This is a genomic window from Streptomyces sp. NPDC058671, assembly GCF_042716475.1.
GTDB lineage: Bacteria > Actinomycetota > Actinomycetes > Streptomycetales > Streptomycetaceae > Streptomyces.
Map to the genome: position 1 here is coordinate 66,795 of NZ_JBHXSA010000009.1, position 14,615 is coordinate 81,409.

Below are 14,615 nucleotides of genomic sequence, written 5' to 3' on the forward strand. Positions count from 1 at the left end.
ACCCGTGGGTAACATCACGGTCATGAGCGCAGACCAGATGTCCGTCGGCGAGATGCTCGCCGCCACGGTGCCCATGGCCGGAACCCTGAACCTGGAGTTCCTGGAGACCACCGCCGAGCGCGCCGTCGTGCGCCTGCCGGACCAGGCCGCCTACCACAACCACCTCGGCGGTCCGCACGCCGGAGCCATGTTCACGCTCGCCGAGTCCGCCAGCGGCGCCATCGTGCTCGCCGCGTTCGGCGACCAGCTGAGCCGCGCGGTGCCGCTCGCCGTCAGGGCCGAGATCGGCTACAAGAAGCTCGCCATGGGCGTCGTCACCGCCACCGCCACCCTGGGCCGCCCGGCCGCCGAGATCGTCGCCGAGCTCGACGCCGGTGAGCGGCCGGAGTTCCCGGTGCGGATCGACATCACCCGTGAGGACGGCGCCGTGACCGGCGAGATGACCGTCGTCTGGACCCTGCGCCCGAACGCCTGACCCCGGACACCGCGCGCCGCCCCCGTACCCCCGTGGGTGCGGGGGCGGCCGCGCTCCGGGCGGCCCGCCGCGACCGGGTAGGCTGCCCCGGCGTGCCCGCCGCGGTGCGCGTCTGCGCCGTATACCCGACCACGGGCCGGCGCGGCAGGGCAGTCGAAACGGGAGGAAGCCGCGTTGCACGTCCAGGAGTGGCTGGAGACGATCCCCGCGGTCGCCGTCTACGTCCTTGTCGGAGTGGTGATCGGGCTCGAGAGCCTGGGCATCCCGCTGCCGGGCGAGATCGTGCTGGTGAGCTCGGCGCTGCTCGCCTCGCAGCACGGCGACATCAACCCGTGGGTGCTCGGCGCCTGCGCCATCGCCGGCGCGATCATCGGCGACTCGATCGGCTACGCCATCGGTCGCAAGGGCGGGCGGCCGCTGCTCGCCTGGCTGGGCGGGAAGTTCCCGAAGCACTTCAGCGAGGCGAACATCGGCCTCGCCGAGCGCTCCTTCCAGAAGTGGGGCATGTGGGCGGTCTTCTTCGGCCGCTTCGTCGCGCTGCTCCGCATCTTCGCCGGGCCGCTCGCGGGTGTGCTCCACATGCCGTACTGGAAGTTCCTCATCGCCAACGTCTTCGGCGGCATCCTCTGGGCCGGCGGCACGACGGCCGTCATCTACTCGGTCGGGATCGTCGCCGAGGCGTGGCTGAAGCGCTTCTCGTGGCTCGGCCTCGTCCTCGCCGTACTGATCGGCGTCGCCTCGATGCTGATCATCAAGAACCGCGCGAAGAAGGCGGCGGCGGAGCACGCGGAGCGTGCGCAGGCCGTCGAGGCCGCGCCGGAGCCGGTCGGGGTCGCGGACTGACGTCCCCAAGGCGCAGGGGAGTTCACGCGCGTACGTGAAGGAGGGCGGCACCCGCCGACGGGTGCCGCCCTCCTCCGTGTCCCCGGGCCGGACGTCTCCGTCCTCCCTCGGATCGGCTCAGTCCTGCTCAGTCCTGCTCAGACATGCTCAGTCGTCGAAGGCTTCGGCGTGGCTCCTGGCGAGGTGGAGGTACATCTCGGCGTTGAGCCGGATGCCCGCCTTCTCCTCGTCGGTCAGCGGACGACGCACCTTCGCCGGGACGCCGGCGACCAGCGACCCCGGCGGGACCTCCATCCCCTGCGGGACGAGCGCCTGCGCGGCGACGAGTGAGCCGGCGCCGATCCGTGCCCCGTTGAGGACGGTCGCCCCCATCCCGACGAGGACGTCGTCCTCGATGACGCAGCCGTGCACGGTCGCGTTGTGACCGACGGTCACACGGGCCCCGATCGAGACGGGGAAGCCGGGGTCGACGTGGACGGTGGTGCCGTCCTGGACGTTGGCGTCCTCGCCGATCTCGATGGGACCGCAGTCCGCCCGAAGCACCGTGTGGTACCAGATGCTGGCGCGGGGGCCGAGCGTCACCTCGCCGAGGATCACGGAGGTGGGGGCGGTGAAGGCGGTCGGGTCGATGAGCGGCTCCTTGCCGCCCACACCCTTGATCAACGCCTCTGTCATGGTTCGCTCCTGATCGTCAGCCGTCGTGCCACGCCCGGGGATGCCCCCGGCCGCACCCTATGCCGTGCTCATGACGGACATCACAGCGCACCGCACCGATCAGGCACGACGGCGCCGACTACGGTGTCCGGGTGCCCAGGAACAGAAACACGTTCTCCTCTCTCGCCGCCTGGCGGCGCCGGGTCCTCGCGCGTGCCGTGCAGGGTGGGTGGCGCTGGGTGCAGGAGGCCGGTTCCGTCACCGCCGAGCACCCCGGGAAGCTGCGCTTCCGCAGGCTCGGCGCCGGCACCCGGCTCGCCTTCCCGCAGGGCACGGTCTTCGGCGAGCGTTGGATCGAGATCGGCGAGTGCTGCATCGTCGCGGAGCAGGTCACGCTGACGGCGGGCATGCTGCCGGGCCTCGACCTCGGGACGGACACGGTCCTGACCCTCGGTGACGGGGTCGTCCTCGGCCGGGGCAGCCATGTCATCGCCGACGCGAAGGTGACCATAGGCTCCGACACCTACTGCGGCCCGTACGTCTACATCACCTCGACCAACCACAGTTACGACGACCCGGACGAGCCCGTCGGCCGTCAGTGGCCGCGCTCGGCGCCGGTCACCATCGGCCCCGGCTGCTGGCTCGGCACGGGCGCGGTGATCCTTCCCGGCGCCCGGCTCGGCCGCAACGTGGTCGTCGCGGCGGGCGCGGTGGTACGCGGTGAGGTGCCCGACCACTCGGTCGTGGCGGGCGCCCCGGCCCGGGTCGTCCGCGGCTGGGACCCGGAGAAGGGCTGGCAGCCGCCGCTGCGCACCCCGGCCCCCGTCCCGATCCCGGAACATGTCACCGCCGCACAGCTGGAGGCGCTCGCGGCCTGGGAGGCCGGGCGTACGGGCAGCTCCGAGACCGTCTCCCCGTGAGCCGCCGGGGACTTCCCGGGAAGTAGAGCCGGGCGGGACTCCCGGACGGGCGCTAGCCGGTCGCGAGCAGGACCGTGCCGACCAGGGCGAGGCCCGCGCCGGCCGCCTGGACCGCCCGGAGTCGTTCCTTGAGGACGCCACGGGCCGCGAGCGCCGTCACCACCGGGTACAGACTGGCGAGGACGGCGGCGACGGTGACCGGACCCTGCTGGGCGGCGATCGCGTACGTACCGTTGGCGGCGACGTCGGCGAGGCCGACGAAGGCGAGGGCCGGGAGGGCCGCCCGGATCACCTGCGGGCCGCCCGCGGGGAGGGCCCGGCCGCCGCGCTTCACCGAGGCGTACAGGGCTCCGCCGCCCACCAGGACGTTGGTGACCCGCTGGACGAACAGGGCGAGGAAGAGGCCGGTGACCGTCGTGGAGGCCTCCGCGATGAGCGCCATCACCGACCCGAAGCCGAAGGCCGCGACCACCGTCAGCAGGACCGCCCGGCGCTGGACGGGTGCCCCGCGCAGCTCGGGCCCGCCGGCCAGGACCACGCCGACGACCGCCACCGCGATCCCGGCGAACTGGAGCAGTCCCGGGCGGTCGCCGACGAGGAGGCCGACCGAGACCGGGACGACCACGCCGAGCGAACCGAGCGGGGAGACCACGCCCATGGGGCCGAGGGCCAGCGCCTTGTAGAAGGCGAGCATGGCCGCCGGGCCGACGACGCCCGCCCCCACGGCGTACCAGAGCTGCGGTCCCGCCTCCGACCAGGCGCCGGTCGCGAGGACGACGGCGCCGAGGACGAGGACCGCGAGGACCTGGGAGACCACGACGACCGTGAGGGCCGGGATCCGGCGGGTGAGGAGCCCGCCGCCGAAGTCGGCGAGACCCCACAGCAGGCTGGTGGCCAGGGCGAACAGGGCGGTCATGGGTCCTCGCAGTCTCGGACGGCAGTACAGTGCAGTGAACAATCGGGTGCACCCCACCGTAGTTCAGTGCATTGAACTCTGTCATCCAAAATATTGGACGGAATGTGTCGGACCTCGATCAGCTCACGCAGTCGCTCGCCCGGAACCTCAAGCGCTGGCGCAAGGAGCGGAGTCTCACCCTCGACGCCCTCGCCGCGCGGGCCGGCGTCAGCCGCGGCATGATCATCCAGATCGAGCAGGCGCGGACCAACCCCAGCGTCGGCACCACCGTCAAGCTGGCCGACGCCCTCGGTGTCTCCATCACCACCCTCCTCGACTACGAGCAGGGCCCCCAGGTCCGGCTCGTCCCGCCCGACCAGGCCGTCCGCATGTGGTCCACCTCCACCGGCAGCCACACCACGCTCCTCGTCGGGACCGAGGCCCGCGGCCCCCTGGAGCTCTGGTCCTGGACCCTCATGCCCGGCGACGGCAGTGCCTCCGACCCGCACCCGGAAGGCACGGTCGAACTGCTGCACGTCACCGCCGGCGTCCTCACGCTCGTCGTCGACGGCGAGGAGCACACCCTTCCGGCCGGCACCTCCGCCGCCTTCGAGGCCAACACGACGCACGCCTACCGCAACGACGGCGCCGAACCCGCCGAGATGACGATGGCCGTCTCCATCCCGCCCGTACGCTGAGACCGGCGACCGCGGCCCGCGCGCCGGTTGTCGGCGTGCGACGCATGCGCGCACCCCTCGGAGACCTCGACGACGCCACGCCCGCCCCCGACGGCCTCGACCTCCTGACCGGACCCGTCGCCGCCGCCGTCCGCGCCTGGACCGGGCCCGTACCGGCGGATCAACTGCTGTACGTGGACACCGATCCGGCCGTCGCCGACACCGCCGGTTTCGTGGAGCACCACGGGTCCGCGCTGCTCGGCCGGTCCGCCCACTGCGTGATCGTCGCGGGCAGACGTGGCGAGGCGCCGACCCTGGCCGCGTACGTCGTGAGGTCGGCGGACCGGGTCGACGTCAACGGGGTCGTGCGCAGGCATCTCGGCGCCCGCAAGGCCTCGTTCGCTCCGATGGACACCGCGACCGGCGAGACCGGCATGGAGCACGGAGGCATCACCCCCGTCGGCCTCCCCGCCGCCTGCCCCTCCTCGTCGACGCCGCCGTGGTGGACACCGACTCGGTCCTGATCGGCAGCGGCCGCCGCCGCGGCGAGCTCATCCTGCCGCGCGAGGCCTTCGCCCAACTCCCGGACGCCGTCGTCCTGAAAGGCCTCGGCGTCCCCGTCGACTGAGACAGGGTGGGGCCCGGTGGGGTGCGACCAGGACCGGGTCGGCCTCCGCCGACGGCGGCACTCCGGGGCCGGCGCCGATCAGCCGAGGCCGAGGCGCGGGATCTCGATCGCGGGGCAGCGGTCCATGACCATGTCGAGCCCCGCCGCGCGGGTACGGGCGAACGCCGCCTCGTCGATCACGTCCAGCTGGAACCAGACCGCGCCGACGCCGATCGCGACGGCCTCGTCGGCGATCCCGCCCGCCTGCTCGCTGTTGACGAACACGTCGACGACGTCGACCGGGAAGGGGATGTCGGCGAGCGAGGCGTACCCCTGCTCGCCGTGGACCGTCTCCGCCTTCGGGTGGACCGGGACGATCCGCTTCCCGAAGCGCTGCAGGACGGCCGCCACCCCGTACGCCGCCCGCCCCTGGTTCGAGGAGAGTCCCACCACCGCCCATGTGTCGCCCGCGGTCGTGAGGATCCGCCGTACGGTCTCCGACGCGGAGTACTCGATGGGTTCGGTGGTCGTGGTGTCGACGCTCATCGTCACTGCTGCCCTTCCTCGGCGCGGTCCGTCCACCCGGTCAACGAGCCGCCCCCCGCCCTGATTCCCCCCAGCGGCGATCAGCTCTCGGGGCGAGACGGTGCGGAGTCCGTCAGAGCACCGGGCCGGACGCGCTGTGCAATCGCCCATCACGCGGCGCGTCCGGCCGTCCCGTGGCCCCGCCGACCCGCACGAGCCGTGGCATCCGCCAAATCCCGGCGCTACGGTGCCAGCCATGACGCACAGCTCGCCGGACGGCTCCGGCGGAACCCCCACGCCCCTGAGCGGCTCCGCCACGCCCCTGAGCGGCTCCGTAGCGCTCCGCCGTTCCCTGGCCACCGCGCTGCTCGCCGACATCGACCGGCTCACCGACCGCGCTGTCGACGACATCCGCGCCCACTCCGGTGCGTACGCCTCCGACGCCCCCGTCACCCGCGAGGACCTCCGGGCGATCTGCCGCGACAACCTGCTGCGCGCCCTGGAGGACTTCGGCGGCCTCACCGCGACCGGCGGCGACTTCGAAGGGGCGGCGCGCGAGACCGGCCGCCGCCGCGCCGAACAGGGAGTGCCGCTCGACACCGTGCTCCGGGCCTACCGGCGCGGCGGCCGCGTGCTCTGGCAGGTCATGGCCGAACACCTCCGGGGCCGGACCGGGCGGGACGCCGACAGCCGGGACACCGAGCTCGACATGGCGAGCGGGGTCTGGGAGACCATCGACCGCTATTCGGTCGCGATGGCCGACGCGTACCGGATAGCCCAGCTGGAGCTCCAGCGGCGCCAGGACACCCGGCGCGTCGCCGTCTTCGAGGCGCTGCTCGACGGCCGCGCCGACGATCCCGCCGTCGCCGCCGCCGCCGCGGCCGCGCTCGGTGTCCCCGTGGTCGACCGGTACGTCGTCGTGGTCGCCGCCCAGGACCCGGCCGCGCAGCCGCATCCCTCGCCCTTCCTGGAGGCCCAGGGCCTGTGGTCGTTCTGGCGGCCCCGCTCCGGCCGGTACGCCGGCATCGTCCGGCTGCCCCGCCGCGACGCGCCCACCGCGAGACCCGCGGGGGCCGGGCCGGGAGCCGACCCCGCCACGCGCGCGCTCCTGGCCGCCCTGCGCGAACGGACCGGGGCCACCGCGGGGGTCTCCCCGGAGTTCGAGCGCCTCTCCCAGGCGGGCCGCGCCCTGCGACTCGCCGAACAGACCCTCCGTACCCTCCCGGCGGGCAGCGGTGAGATCGCCGCCTTCGACGACCGGCTCCCCCAGGTGCTGCTCAGCGGGCGCACCGACATCGCCGAGCGGATCGTCACCGTCCACCTCGGTCCCGTGCTCGCCACGGGCGGCGAACGGGCCGCGCTCCTCTCCACGCTCCGGGCCTGGCTCGACCACGGCTGCTCGGCGTCCCGAGCCGCGGACCAGCTCTACTGCCACCGCAACACCGTGCTCAACCGCATCGGCCGGGTCGCCGAGCTCACCGGCCGTTCCAGCGAGTCCGGCGAGGCCCGCCTCGACTGGGCCCTGGCCCTGCGCGCCCTGCCGTACGCCGGCCCGGCGTCCGCTCCCGGCCCGCCCGACGCCCCGGCCGGCGGAACGTAGGCTGGCCGGATGCAGGAGCAGTACCGCACGGTGGCCCGCGAGGGTGTGCACGAGACCGAGATCAACCGCTCGCGCTTCCTCTGCGCGCTGGCGCCCGTCGCCGACGAGCGGGAGGCGCAGGAGTTCGTCGCGCGCATCCGCAGGGAGCACCCGACGGCCGGCCACCACTGCTTCGCGTACGTCCTCGGAGCCGACGCCTCCGTCCAGAAGGCGAGCGACGACGGCGAGCCGGGCGGCACGGCGGGCGTCCCCATGCTCCAGATGCTCCTGCGCCGCGACATGCGGTACGTCGTCGCCGTCGTCACCCGCTACTACGGCGGCGTGAAGCTCGGCGCGGGCGGCCTCATCCGCGCGTACGGCGGCGCGGTCGGGGAGGCGCTCGACGCGGTGGGCACGGTGACCCGGCAGCGTTTCCGGCTCGCCACCGTCACGGTCGACCACCAGCGCGCGGGCAGGCTGGAGAACGACCTGAGGGCGACCGGGCGGACCGTCCGCGACGTGCGGTACGCCGACGCCGTCACGATCGAGATCGGCCTCCCCGACAGCGACGTCCCCGCCTTCCGGGCCTGGCTCGCGGACACCACGGCGGGCACGGCCACGTTCGAACCGGGCGGCGAGGCCTACGGCGACGTGTGAGGCGCACCGGGCGGGTCGACCACGCGTGCGCGTGCGGTCGGCGCGTGTGGCGCACCGGGCGGGTCGACCACGCGTGCGCGTGCGGCGCGTGACACGCGACACCTGGCCCACGAGCACCGGCCGCCGCGCGGCCGCCGCCGCCCCACCCCTCCGGCCCGGCCCGCACGGCCCGTTCGCCGCGCGCGGGCTCCTGACCGGTGCGCGGGAGCGGGCCCGACCACACCTCCCGGCGGGATAGCGTGGAGGCCGCACACGACGGGGACGAGCGGCGAGGAGCGGCGCACATGCGGGGTGGGACGGCATCGTGAGGCTCCTGCACACCTCGGACTGGCACCTCGGCCGTTCCTTCCACCGTGTCGGGCTCCTCGGCGCCCAGGCCGCCTTCCTCGACCACCTCGTCGCCACCGTCCACGAGCACCGCGTCGACGCCGTCCTCGTCGCCGGCGACGTCTACGACCGTGCGGTGCCCCCGCTGCCCGCCGTCGAACTCTTCGACACCGCGCTGCACCGCCTCGCGGAGGCCGGGGTGCCCACCGTCATGATCTCCGGCAACCACGACTCGGCCCGCCGCCTCGGCGTCGGCGCCGGCCTCATCGCGCGGGCCGGCATCCACCTGCGTACCGACCCGGCAGGCGTCGGCACGCCCGTCGTCCTCACCGACGACCACGGCGAAGTCGCCCTCTACGGCCTGCCCTACCTCGAACCGGCACTCGTCAGAGAACGCCTCGGCGCCGAGAAGGCCGGTCACGAGGCCGTGCTCGCCGCCGCCATGGACCGGGTCCGCGCCGACCTCGCCGGACGGCCCGCAGGCACCCGCTCCGTCGTCCTCGCCCACGCCTTCGTCGCCGGTGGCGCGCCCAGCGACAGCGAGCGCGACATCACCGTCGGCGGCGTGGCCGCCGTACCCGCCGGGGTCTTCGACGGCGTCGACTACGTCGCTCTCGGCCATCTCCACGGCAGCCAGACCCTCACTCCGCGCGTGCGCTACTCCGGCTCCCCGCTCGCGTACTCCTTCTCCGAGGCCGACCACCGCAAGACGATGTGGCTGATCGATCTCGGCGCGGACGGTGCCGTGCTCACCGCCGAGCGGATCGACTGCCCCGTCCCGCGCCCCCTCGCCCGGCTCAGGGGCCGGCTCGACGACCTCCTCGACGACCCCGCGCTCACGCCCCACGAGCAGTCCTGGGTCGAGGCCACGCTCACCGACCCGGTGCGCCCCGCCGAACCGATGGCCCGCCTCGCCGGGCGCTTCCCGCACACCCTGAACCTGGTCTTCGACCCCGACCGGACCGGCGACGACCCCACCGCCTCCTACGGCCAACGGCTCCGGGACCGCACCGACCAGCAGATCGCGGAGGACTTCGTGGCGCATGTGCGCGGCGGCGCGACCCTCGACGGCGCCGAGCGGACGGTCCTGTACGGGGCTTTCGACGACGTACGGGTCGACACGGCCGAGCGCGAGGTGGGCCGGTGAGGCTGCACCGCCTGGAGATCACCGCGTTCGGACCCTTCGGCGGCACGCAGACCGTCGACTTCGACGCCCTGTCGTCCGCCGGACTCTTCCTCCTCCACGGCCCGACCGGCGCCGGCAAGACCTCGGTCCTGGACGCCGTCTGCTTCGCCCTGTACGGGAGTGTGCCCGGCGTCCGCCAGAACCCCGGCACGTCCCTGCGCAGCGACCACGCCCCCGTCGGCACGTCCACCGAGGTCGTCCTCGAACTGACCGTGGGGGAGCGGCGTCTCGAGATCACCCGGCGCCCCGCCCAGCAGCGCCCCAAGAAGCGCGGTGACGGTTTCACCACCGAGAAGGCGCAGACCTGGCTGCGCGAGTACGACCCCGCCACCGGCACGTGGGCCGGCCTCAGCCGCTCCCACCAGGAGATAGGGGAGGAGATCACCCAGCTCGTCGGCATGAGCCGCGAGCAGTTCTGCCAGGTCGTCCTCCTCCCGCAAGGCGACTTCGCCCGCTTCCTGCGGGCCGACGCCGAGGCCCGCGGCAGGCTCCTCGGGCGCCTCTTCGACACCCGGCGCTTCGCCGCCGTCGAGGAGCGCCTCGCCGATCTGCGGCGCGCCGCACAGCGGCAGGTCGAGGACGGGGACGAGCGGCTCCTCGCCCTCGCCCACCGGATGGGCCAGGCCGCCGGCGGCCTCGGCGTCGCCCGTACCTCCGTCGAAGGACGGCCGGGCGACCCCGGACTCACCGACGCGGTCCTCACCTGGGCCGCCGTCGCCCGCACCGAGGCCCGCGAGGCCCTCGACATCGCGCGCGTGTGGCTCGACGCTGCCGAGGCCCGGCAGGGCGCCGCGCGCGCCGCCCTCGACGCGGAGAACGACCTCGCCGCCCGGCAGGCCCGGCACGCCGACGCGCTCCTCCGGCACGAGCGGCTCACCGCCCGCGCCCCCGAACGCGACCGCCTCCAGGCCGCCCTTGACCGCAGCCTCAAGGCGGACCGGGTGGCACCCGCGCTCGGGCTGCGCGAGGACGCCGAGCGCGAGCACGCCACCGCCCGGACCGCGCGGGAACGCTCCCGCGCCCTGCTGCCCGCCGACCTCGCCGACGCCGGGGCCGACCACCTCTCGGCGCTCGAACACCGGCTCCGCGAGGAGCTCGGCGGGCTGGAGGCCGCCCGCCGCGCCGAGCGCCGCGCCGCCACGGTCGCCGAGGAGCGCGCCGTCCTCGCCCGCGAGGCGCGCGCCGACGACGACGTCCTGCGGGACGCGGCCGACTGGCTCGCCGGCTGGGAACCGCGCCGTGCCGCGCTCACCGAACGCGTCGAGGCCGCCAGGGACGCCGCGGCCCGTGCCGAACACCTCGCGGGCCGCCTGGAACCCGCCCGCCGCCGGCTCGCCGCGGCCCGCCGCCGTGACGGCCTCGCCGAGGACGTCAGGACGGCCGAGACGCGCCTCGCGGACGCCCGCGAGCGACGGAACACCGCCCACGAGAGCTGGCTCGACGTCAAGTCCCGCCGCCTGGAGGGCATCGCCGCCGAGCTCGCGGTGACCCTCAGCGACGGCGACCCCTGTCAGGTCTGCGGCTCCACCACGCACCCGGCCCCCGCCCGCACCACCGCCGACCACGTGGATCGCGCCACCGAGGAAGCCGCCTACGCGGCCTACACCCGCGCCGAGGAGACCCGCACGGCCGTCGAACGCGAGCTGGCCGTCCTCCGCGAGTCCTGGTCCACCGCCCGGACGGAGGCCCTTGCAGGTGCCACGCCCTCCGCCGTGGCCGACCCTTTCGTCCGTGAACTCGCCGGCGAGGTGGAGGAGTTGACACGTCTGCACGCCGAGGCCCACGCGCTCGCCGGGCAGAGCCACGGCGCGCGGGAGGCCCTCGCGAGGGCGGAGCGGGAGTACGAGGAGCGGGTCGGCGTCCAGCGGGAGGCCGAGCGGCGCGTCGCCGCCCGGACCTCGCGGCGGGAGGCCCTGGAGCGGGAGCAGACCGCGCTCGACGAGGAACTCGCCCTTGGACGGGGCGCCTTCGGCACCGTGGCCGAGCACGCCACCCGTCTGGAGCGGCGGATCGGCCTCCTGGTCGACGCCGCCGGAGCCGTACGCTCCGCCGAACTCGCCGCCCAGCGGCTCAAGGAGGCCGACGACCGGCTCGCCGACGCCGCCTACCGCGCGGGCTTCACCACCCCGGCCGAGGCGGCCGCCGCGCTCCTCCGGGAGAGCGACCGCAGGGACCACCAGCACCGCGTGGACGCCTGGCAGGCCGAGGCCGCCGCGGTCGCCGACCGGCTCGCCGAGCCCGGTACCGTCGCCGCCGCGGCCCTCCCGCCCGCCGACCCCGTCGCCGCCGCGGCCGCCCACACGGCGGCCGAACGCGCGCTCCGCGCGGCCGCGTCCGCCCTGGCCGCCGCCCGCGAACGCGTGACCGACCTCGTCGGCCTGTCCCGGCAGGCCGTGACCGAGGTGCGCCGACTGGGGCCGCTCCGCGAGGAGTACGACCGCGTGGCCCGACTCGCCGCTCTCACCGCCGGCACCTCCGCCGAGAACGAGCGCAGGATGCGCCTGGAGTCGTACGTCCTCGCCGCCCGCCTCGAACAGGTCGCCGCCGCCGCGACCGCCCGCCTCCAGCGGATGTCCTCCGGCCGCTACACCCTGGTCCACTCCGACGCACGCTCCGGCGGCAAGCGGGCCGGACTCGGGCTGCACGTCGTCGACGCCTGGACCGGCAACGAGCGCGACACCGCCACGCTCTCCGGCGGCGAGACCTTCTTCGCCTCGCTCGCCCTCGCCCTGGGCCTCGCCGACGTCGTCACGGACGAGGCCGGCGGCGTACGGCTCGACACCCTCTTCATCGACGAGGGCTTCGGCAGCCTCGACGAGCAGACCCTCGACGAGGTGCTCGACGTGCTCGACTCGCTGCGCGAGCGGGACCGCAGCGTCGGCATCGTCAGCCACGTCGGCGATCTGCGCCGGCGGATCCCGGTCCAGCTGGAGGTCGTCAAGGCGCGGCGGGGCTCCGCGGTGCGGCTGCGCACCGGTGGCGACGCGCTCAGCGGCTGAGCGGACGCCGGGGAAGCGGCGAGGAGTAGACGATGCTGGTCGTCACCGCGCCGAGGGTGGCGATCTTCCCGGTGATCTCCTCCAGGTGCCTCATCGAACGGGCGGCGACCTTGAGGACGAAGCAGTCGTCGCCGGTGACGTGGTGCGCCTCCAGGATCTGCGGCGTGGTGCCGAGCAGGTCGTGGAACGGCTTGTAGTTGCCGTGCGGGTAGCGCAGCCGCACGAAGGCGAGGATGGGAAGGCCGAGCCGGTCCTGGTCGACGATGGCCGTGTACCCCGCGATCACCCCCGCCTCCTCTAGGCGCCGCACCCGCTCGGTCACCGCGGACGGCGACATCGACACCGTACGGGCGAGGTCGGCGAAGCTGGCGCGTCCTTCGGCCTGGAGGGCTTCGAGGATGCGCCAGTCGGTGGCGTCGGGGGTGTGGTCGGTGGTCATGGACGAGGATTAGCAGGGGATTCCCCGGCCGATCAAGCGATCAGCCGGGGAATCTCATGGCCGGCGTTCTCGAAGGCGGCGTGCTCGGAAGCGGCGTGCTCAGAGGCGTGAGAGTTCCTCGACCAGGTCGTCGAGGCCCAGCGGCCCCTGCGAGAGTGCCGCCATGTGCCAGGCCTTCGCGTCGAACGCGTCGCCGTGCGCCGCCCGCGCGTTGGCGCGGCCGAGCAGCCAGGCGCGCTCGCCCAGCTTGTAGCCGATGGCCTGGCCGGGCATCGACAGATAACGGGTCATCTCGCTCTCCACGAACGACGGCGGACGGCTGCTGTGCCGCTGGAAGAAGTCCTGCGCCAGCTCGGGCGTCCACCGCTCACCCGGATGGAACGGCGAGTCCGCCGGGATCTCCAGGCCCAGGTGCATGCCGATGTCCACGATGACCCGACACGCGCGCATCATCTGGCCGTCGAGGTAGCCGAGCCGCCGCTCCGCGTCGGACAGGAAGCCGAGCTCGTCCATCAGGCGCTCCGCGTACAGCGCCCAGCCCTCCATGTTGGCGCTGACCTTGCCGATGGTCGCCTGGTAGCGGGAGAGCCGGTCGGCGACGTGCACCCACTGCGCCATCTGCAGGTGATGGCCGGGGACGCCCTCGTGGTACCAGGTCGACACCAGGTCGTACACCGGGAAGCGGGTCGTGCCGTCCACCGGCAGCCAGGTGCGGCCGGGGCGTGAGAAGTCCTCGGACGGGCCGGTGTAGTACGGCGCCGCGGCGCCGCCCGGCGGGGCGATGCGGGACTCCACACGGCGGACACGGTCGGCCAGTTCGAAGTGGGTGCCGTCGAGGGCCTCGATGGCCTCGTCCATCAGCCGCTGGAGCCAGAGCCGGACCTCCTCCACCCCCTCGATGTGCGTGCCGTGCTCGTCGAGGTGGGCGAGCGCCTCCCAGGGGTCGGCGCCCGGCAGGATCCGCTCGGCCTCGGTCCGCATCTCGTCGAGCAGCCGGTGGTACTCGGTCCAGCCGTACGCGTAGGCCTGGTCGAGGTCCAGGTCGGTGCCGTTGAAGTAGCGGGTCCAGCGCTGGTACCGCTCGCGGCCCACCGTGTCCGGGGCGTCCGCGACGGCCGGGGCGTAGACGTCGCGCATCCAGTCCCGCAGCGCGGTGACGGCGTCGGTGGCGCTCCGGCCCGCGCGCGCGAGTTCGGCGCGCAGCTCCTCGGGCAGGGTGTCGGGCCGCGCGGCGGCGAACTGCTCGAACCAGCCCGGCCTTCCGCTCTCCGCGCCGGACCACTCGGTGAGCTGGTCGACGAAGGTGGCGGTGGGCCGCGGTCCGCCGAACAGCTTGCGCTCGAGACCGAGCTCCAGCGAGGCCCGGTACCCCTCGAGGGCCGCCGGGACGGCGCGCAGCCGGGACGCCACCGCCGTCCAGTCCTCCTCGGTCTCCGTGGCCATCACGGTGAAGGCGATGCGGACGCTGTGCGCGGGCGAGCGCATGTTGCTGACCGCGCAGAGCCCCTCCTCGGCCTCGTGCACGGCGAGTTCCGCCGTCAGGCGCTCCCGGAGCAGCCGGGCGCACCGCCGCTCGGCCTCGCTGTCCGCGCCGGGCGCGCGCTCGGCCTCGTCGAGCCGGGCGAGCGTGCGGCGGGCGAGGTCGGCCACGGCCCGCTGGCCGGCGGGCGAGAAGTCGGGCAGCAGTCCGGCGCTCTCCTTGACTCCCAGGTACGTACCGGTGATCGGGTCGAGGGCGATGAGTGCGTCGACGTGGTCGTCGGCGACCTGGCGGGGCAGCGTGCTGCTGGAAGTCTCTGGCATGGGGGCCATCCTGGACTCTCCGGCGGCCC

The 14,615-nt window shown here is 74.5% G+C and carries 13 protein-coding genes and 1 pseudogene; 9 read left to right on the forward strand and 5 right to left on the reverse strand.

Annotated elements, in window-relative coordinates:
• Window positions 1-22: 22 nt before the first annotated feature.
• Window positions 23-475, forward strand: coding sequence for a DUF4442 domain-containing protein (locus ACFWV2_RS13610; protein ID WP_384405158.1), 453 nt, complete (start codon window positions 23-25; stop codon window positions 473-475).
• 174 nt (window positions 476-649) lie between these two features.
• Entirely contained in the window at window positions 650-1,318 is a 669-nt protein-coding gene (locus ACFWV2_RS13615; protein WP_384405159.1) for a DedA family protein, read from the forward strand.
• 147 nt (window positions 1,319-1,465) lie between these two features.
• Here ACFWV2_RS13615 and ACFWV2_RS13620 read toward each other — a convergent pair whose 3' ends face one another.
• Window positions 1,466-1,993 (reverse strand): gamma carbonic anhydrase family protein, encoded by a 528-nt coding sequence (locus tag ACFWV2_RS13620; protein ID WP_384405160.1) that lies wholly within the window; start codon window positions 1,991-1,993, stop codon window positions 1,466-1,468.
• Window positions 1,994-2,124: 131 nt separating this feature from the next.
• Here ACFWV2_RS13620 and ACFWV2_RS13625 point away from each other — a divergent pair, with 131 nt between their 5' ends.
• Window positions 2,125-2,892, forward strand: coding sequence for an acyltransferase (locus ACFWV2_RS13625; RefSeq protein WP_360791514.1), 768 nt, complete (start codon window positions 2,125-2,127; stop codon window positions 2,890-2,892).
• A 52-nt stretch (window positions 2,893-2,944) separates the two neighbouring features.
• Here ACFWV2_RS13625 and ACFWV2_RS13630 read toward each other — a convergent pair whose 3' ends face one another.
• Window positions 2,945-3,808: an EamA family transporter gene (locus tag ACFWV2_RS13630; RefSeq protein ID WP_384405161.1), complete on the reverse strand. Its 864-nt coding sequence runs from the start codon at window positions 3,806-3,808 to the stop codon at window positions 2,945-2,947.
• Between the two features lie 104 nt (window positions 3,809-3,912).
• Here ACFWV2_RS13630 and ACFWV2_RS13635 point away from each other — a divergent pair, with 104 nt between their 5' ends.
• Window positions 3,913-4,485, forward strand: coding sequence for a helix-turn-helix domain-containing protein (locus ACFWV2_RS13635; RefSeq protein ID WP_384405162.1), 573 nt, complete (start codon window positions 3,913-3,915; stop codon window positions 4,483-4,485).
• A gap of 44 nt (window positions 4,486-4,529) precedes the next feature.
• Window positions 4,530-5,092, forward strand: a pseudogene (locus ACFWV2_RS13640) (YbaK/EbsC family protein).
• A gap of 78 nt (window positions 5,093-5,170) precedes the next feature.
• Here ACFWV2_RS13640 and ACFWV2_RS13645 read toward each other — a convergent pair.
• Window positions 5,171-5,617, reverse strand: a complete 447-nt coding sequence (locus tag ACFWV2_RS13645) for a CoA-binding protein (RefSeq protein WP_384405163.1) — start codon at window positions 5,615-5,617, stop codon at window positions 5,171-5,173.
• A gap of 235 nt (window positions 5,618-5,852) precedes the next feature.
• Between ACFWV2_RS13645 and ACFWV2_RS13650 the strand changes: the two genes are divergently transcribed.
• The 4 genes from ACFWV2_RS13650 (at window position 5,853) to ACFWV2_RS13665 (ending at window position 12,344) form a co-directional block, all read left to right on the forward strand.
• Window positions 5,853-7,196, forward strand: coding sequence for a PucR family transcriptional regulator (locus ACFWV2_RS13650; protein WP_384405164.1), 1,344 nt, complete (start codon window positions 5,853-5,855; stop codon window positions 7,194-7,196).
• Between the two features lie 9 nt (window positions 7,197-7,205).
• Entirely contained in the window at window positions 7,206-7,832 is a 627-nt protein-coding gene (locus ACFWV2_RS13655; protein WP_384405165.1) for a YigZ family protein, read from the forward strand.
• Window positions 7,833-8,136: 304 nt separating this feature from the next.
• Window positions 8,137-9,306, forward strand: a complete 1,170-nt coding sequence (locus tag ACFWV2_RS13660) for an exonuclease SbcCD subunit D (RefSeq protein WP_384405166.1) — start codon at window positions 8,137-8,139, stop codon at window positions 9,304-9,306.
• A complete protein-coding gene (locus ACFWV2_RS13665) occupies window positions 9,303-12,344 on the forward strand; it encodes an AAA family ATPase (protein WP_384405167.1) in 3,042 nt (1,013 codons plus the stop codon). The genes ACFWV2_RS13660 and ACFWV2_RS13665 overlap by 4 nt, the downstream gene beginning before the upstream one ends.
• Here ACFWV2_RS13665 and ACFWV2_RS13670 read toward each other — a convergent pair.
• On the reverse strand, window positions 12,334-12,783 hold the full coding sequence (locus ACFWV2_RS13670; protein WP_384405168.1) for an Lrp/AsnC family transcriptional regulator: 450 nt from the start codon (window positions 12,781-12,783) through the stop codon (window positions 12,334-12,336). The two genes, ACFWV2_RS13665 and ACFWV2_RS13670, sit on opposite strands and share 11 nt — an antisense overlap.
• A 99-nt stretch (window positions 12,784-12,882) precedes the next feature.
• Window positions 12,883-14,586, reverse strand: coding sequence for a DUF885 domain-containing protein (locus ACFWV2_RS13675; RefSeq protein ID WP_384405169.1), 1,704 nt, complete (start codon window positions 14,584-14,586; stop codon window positions 12,883-12,885).
• Between the last annotated feature and the right edge of the window lie 29 nt (window positions 14,587-14,615).

Coding starts and splice junctions, on each gene's coding strand:
- ACFWV2_RS13610 (WP_384405158.1), top strand. CDS start 23: ATGAGCGCAGACCAGATGTCCGTCGGCGAGATGCTCGCCGCCACGGTG.
- ACFWV2_RS13620 (WP_384405160.1), bottom strand. CDS start 1,993: ATGACAGAGGCGTTGATCAAGGGTGTGGGCGGCAAGGAGCCGCTCATC.
- ACFWV2_RS13630 (WP_384405161.1), bottom strand. CDS start 3,808: ATGACCGCCCTGTTCGCCCTGGCCACCAGCCTGCTGTGGGGTCTCGCC.
- ACFWV2_RS13645 (WP_384405163.1), bottom strand. CDS start 5,617: ATGAGCGTCGACACCACGACCACCGAACCCATCGAGTACTCCGCGTCG.
- ACFWV2_RS13650 (WP_384405164.1), top strand. CDS start 5,853: ATGACGCACAGCTCGCCGGACGGCTCCGGCGGAACCCCCACGCCCCTG.
- ACFWV2_RS13655 (WP_384405165.1), top strand. CDS start 7,206: ATGCAGGAGCAGTACCGCACGGTGGCCCGCGAGGGTGTGCACGAGACC.
- ACFWV2_RS13670 (WP_384405168.1), bottom strand. CDS start 12,783: ATGACCACCGACCACACCCCCGACGCCACCGACTGGCGCATCCTCGAA.
- ACFWV2_RS13675 (WP_384405169.1), bottom strand. CDS start 14,586: ATGCCAGAGACTTCCAGCAGCACGCTGCCCCGCCAGGTCGCCGACGAC.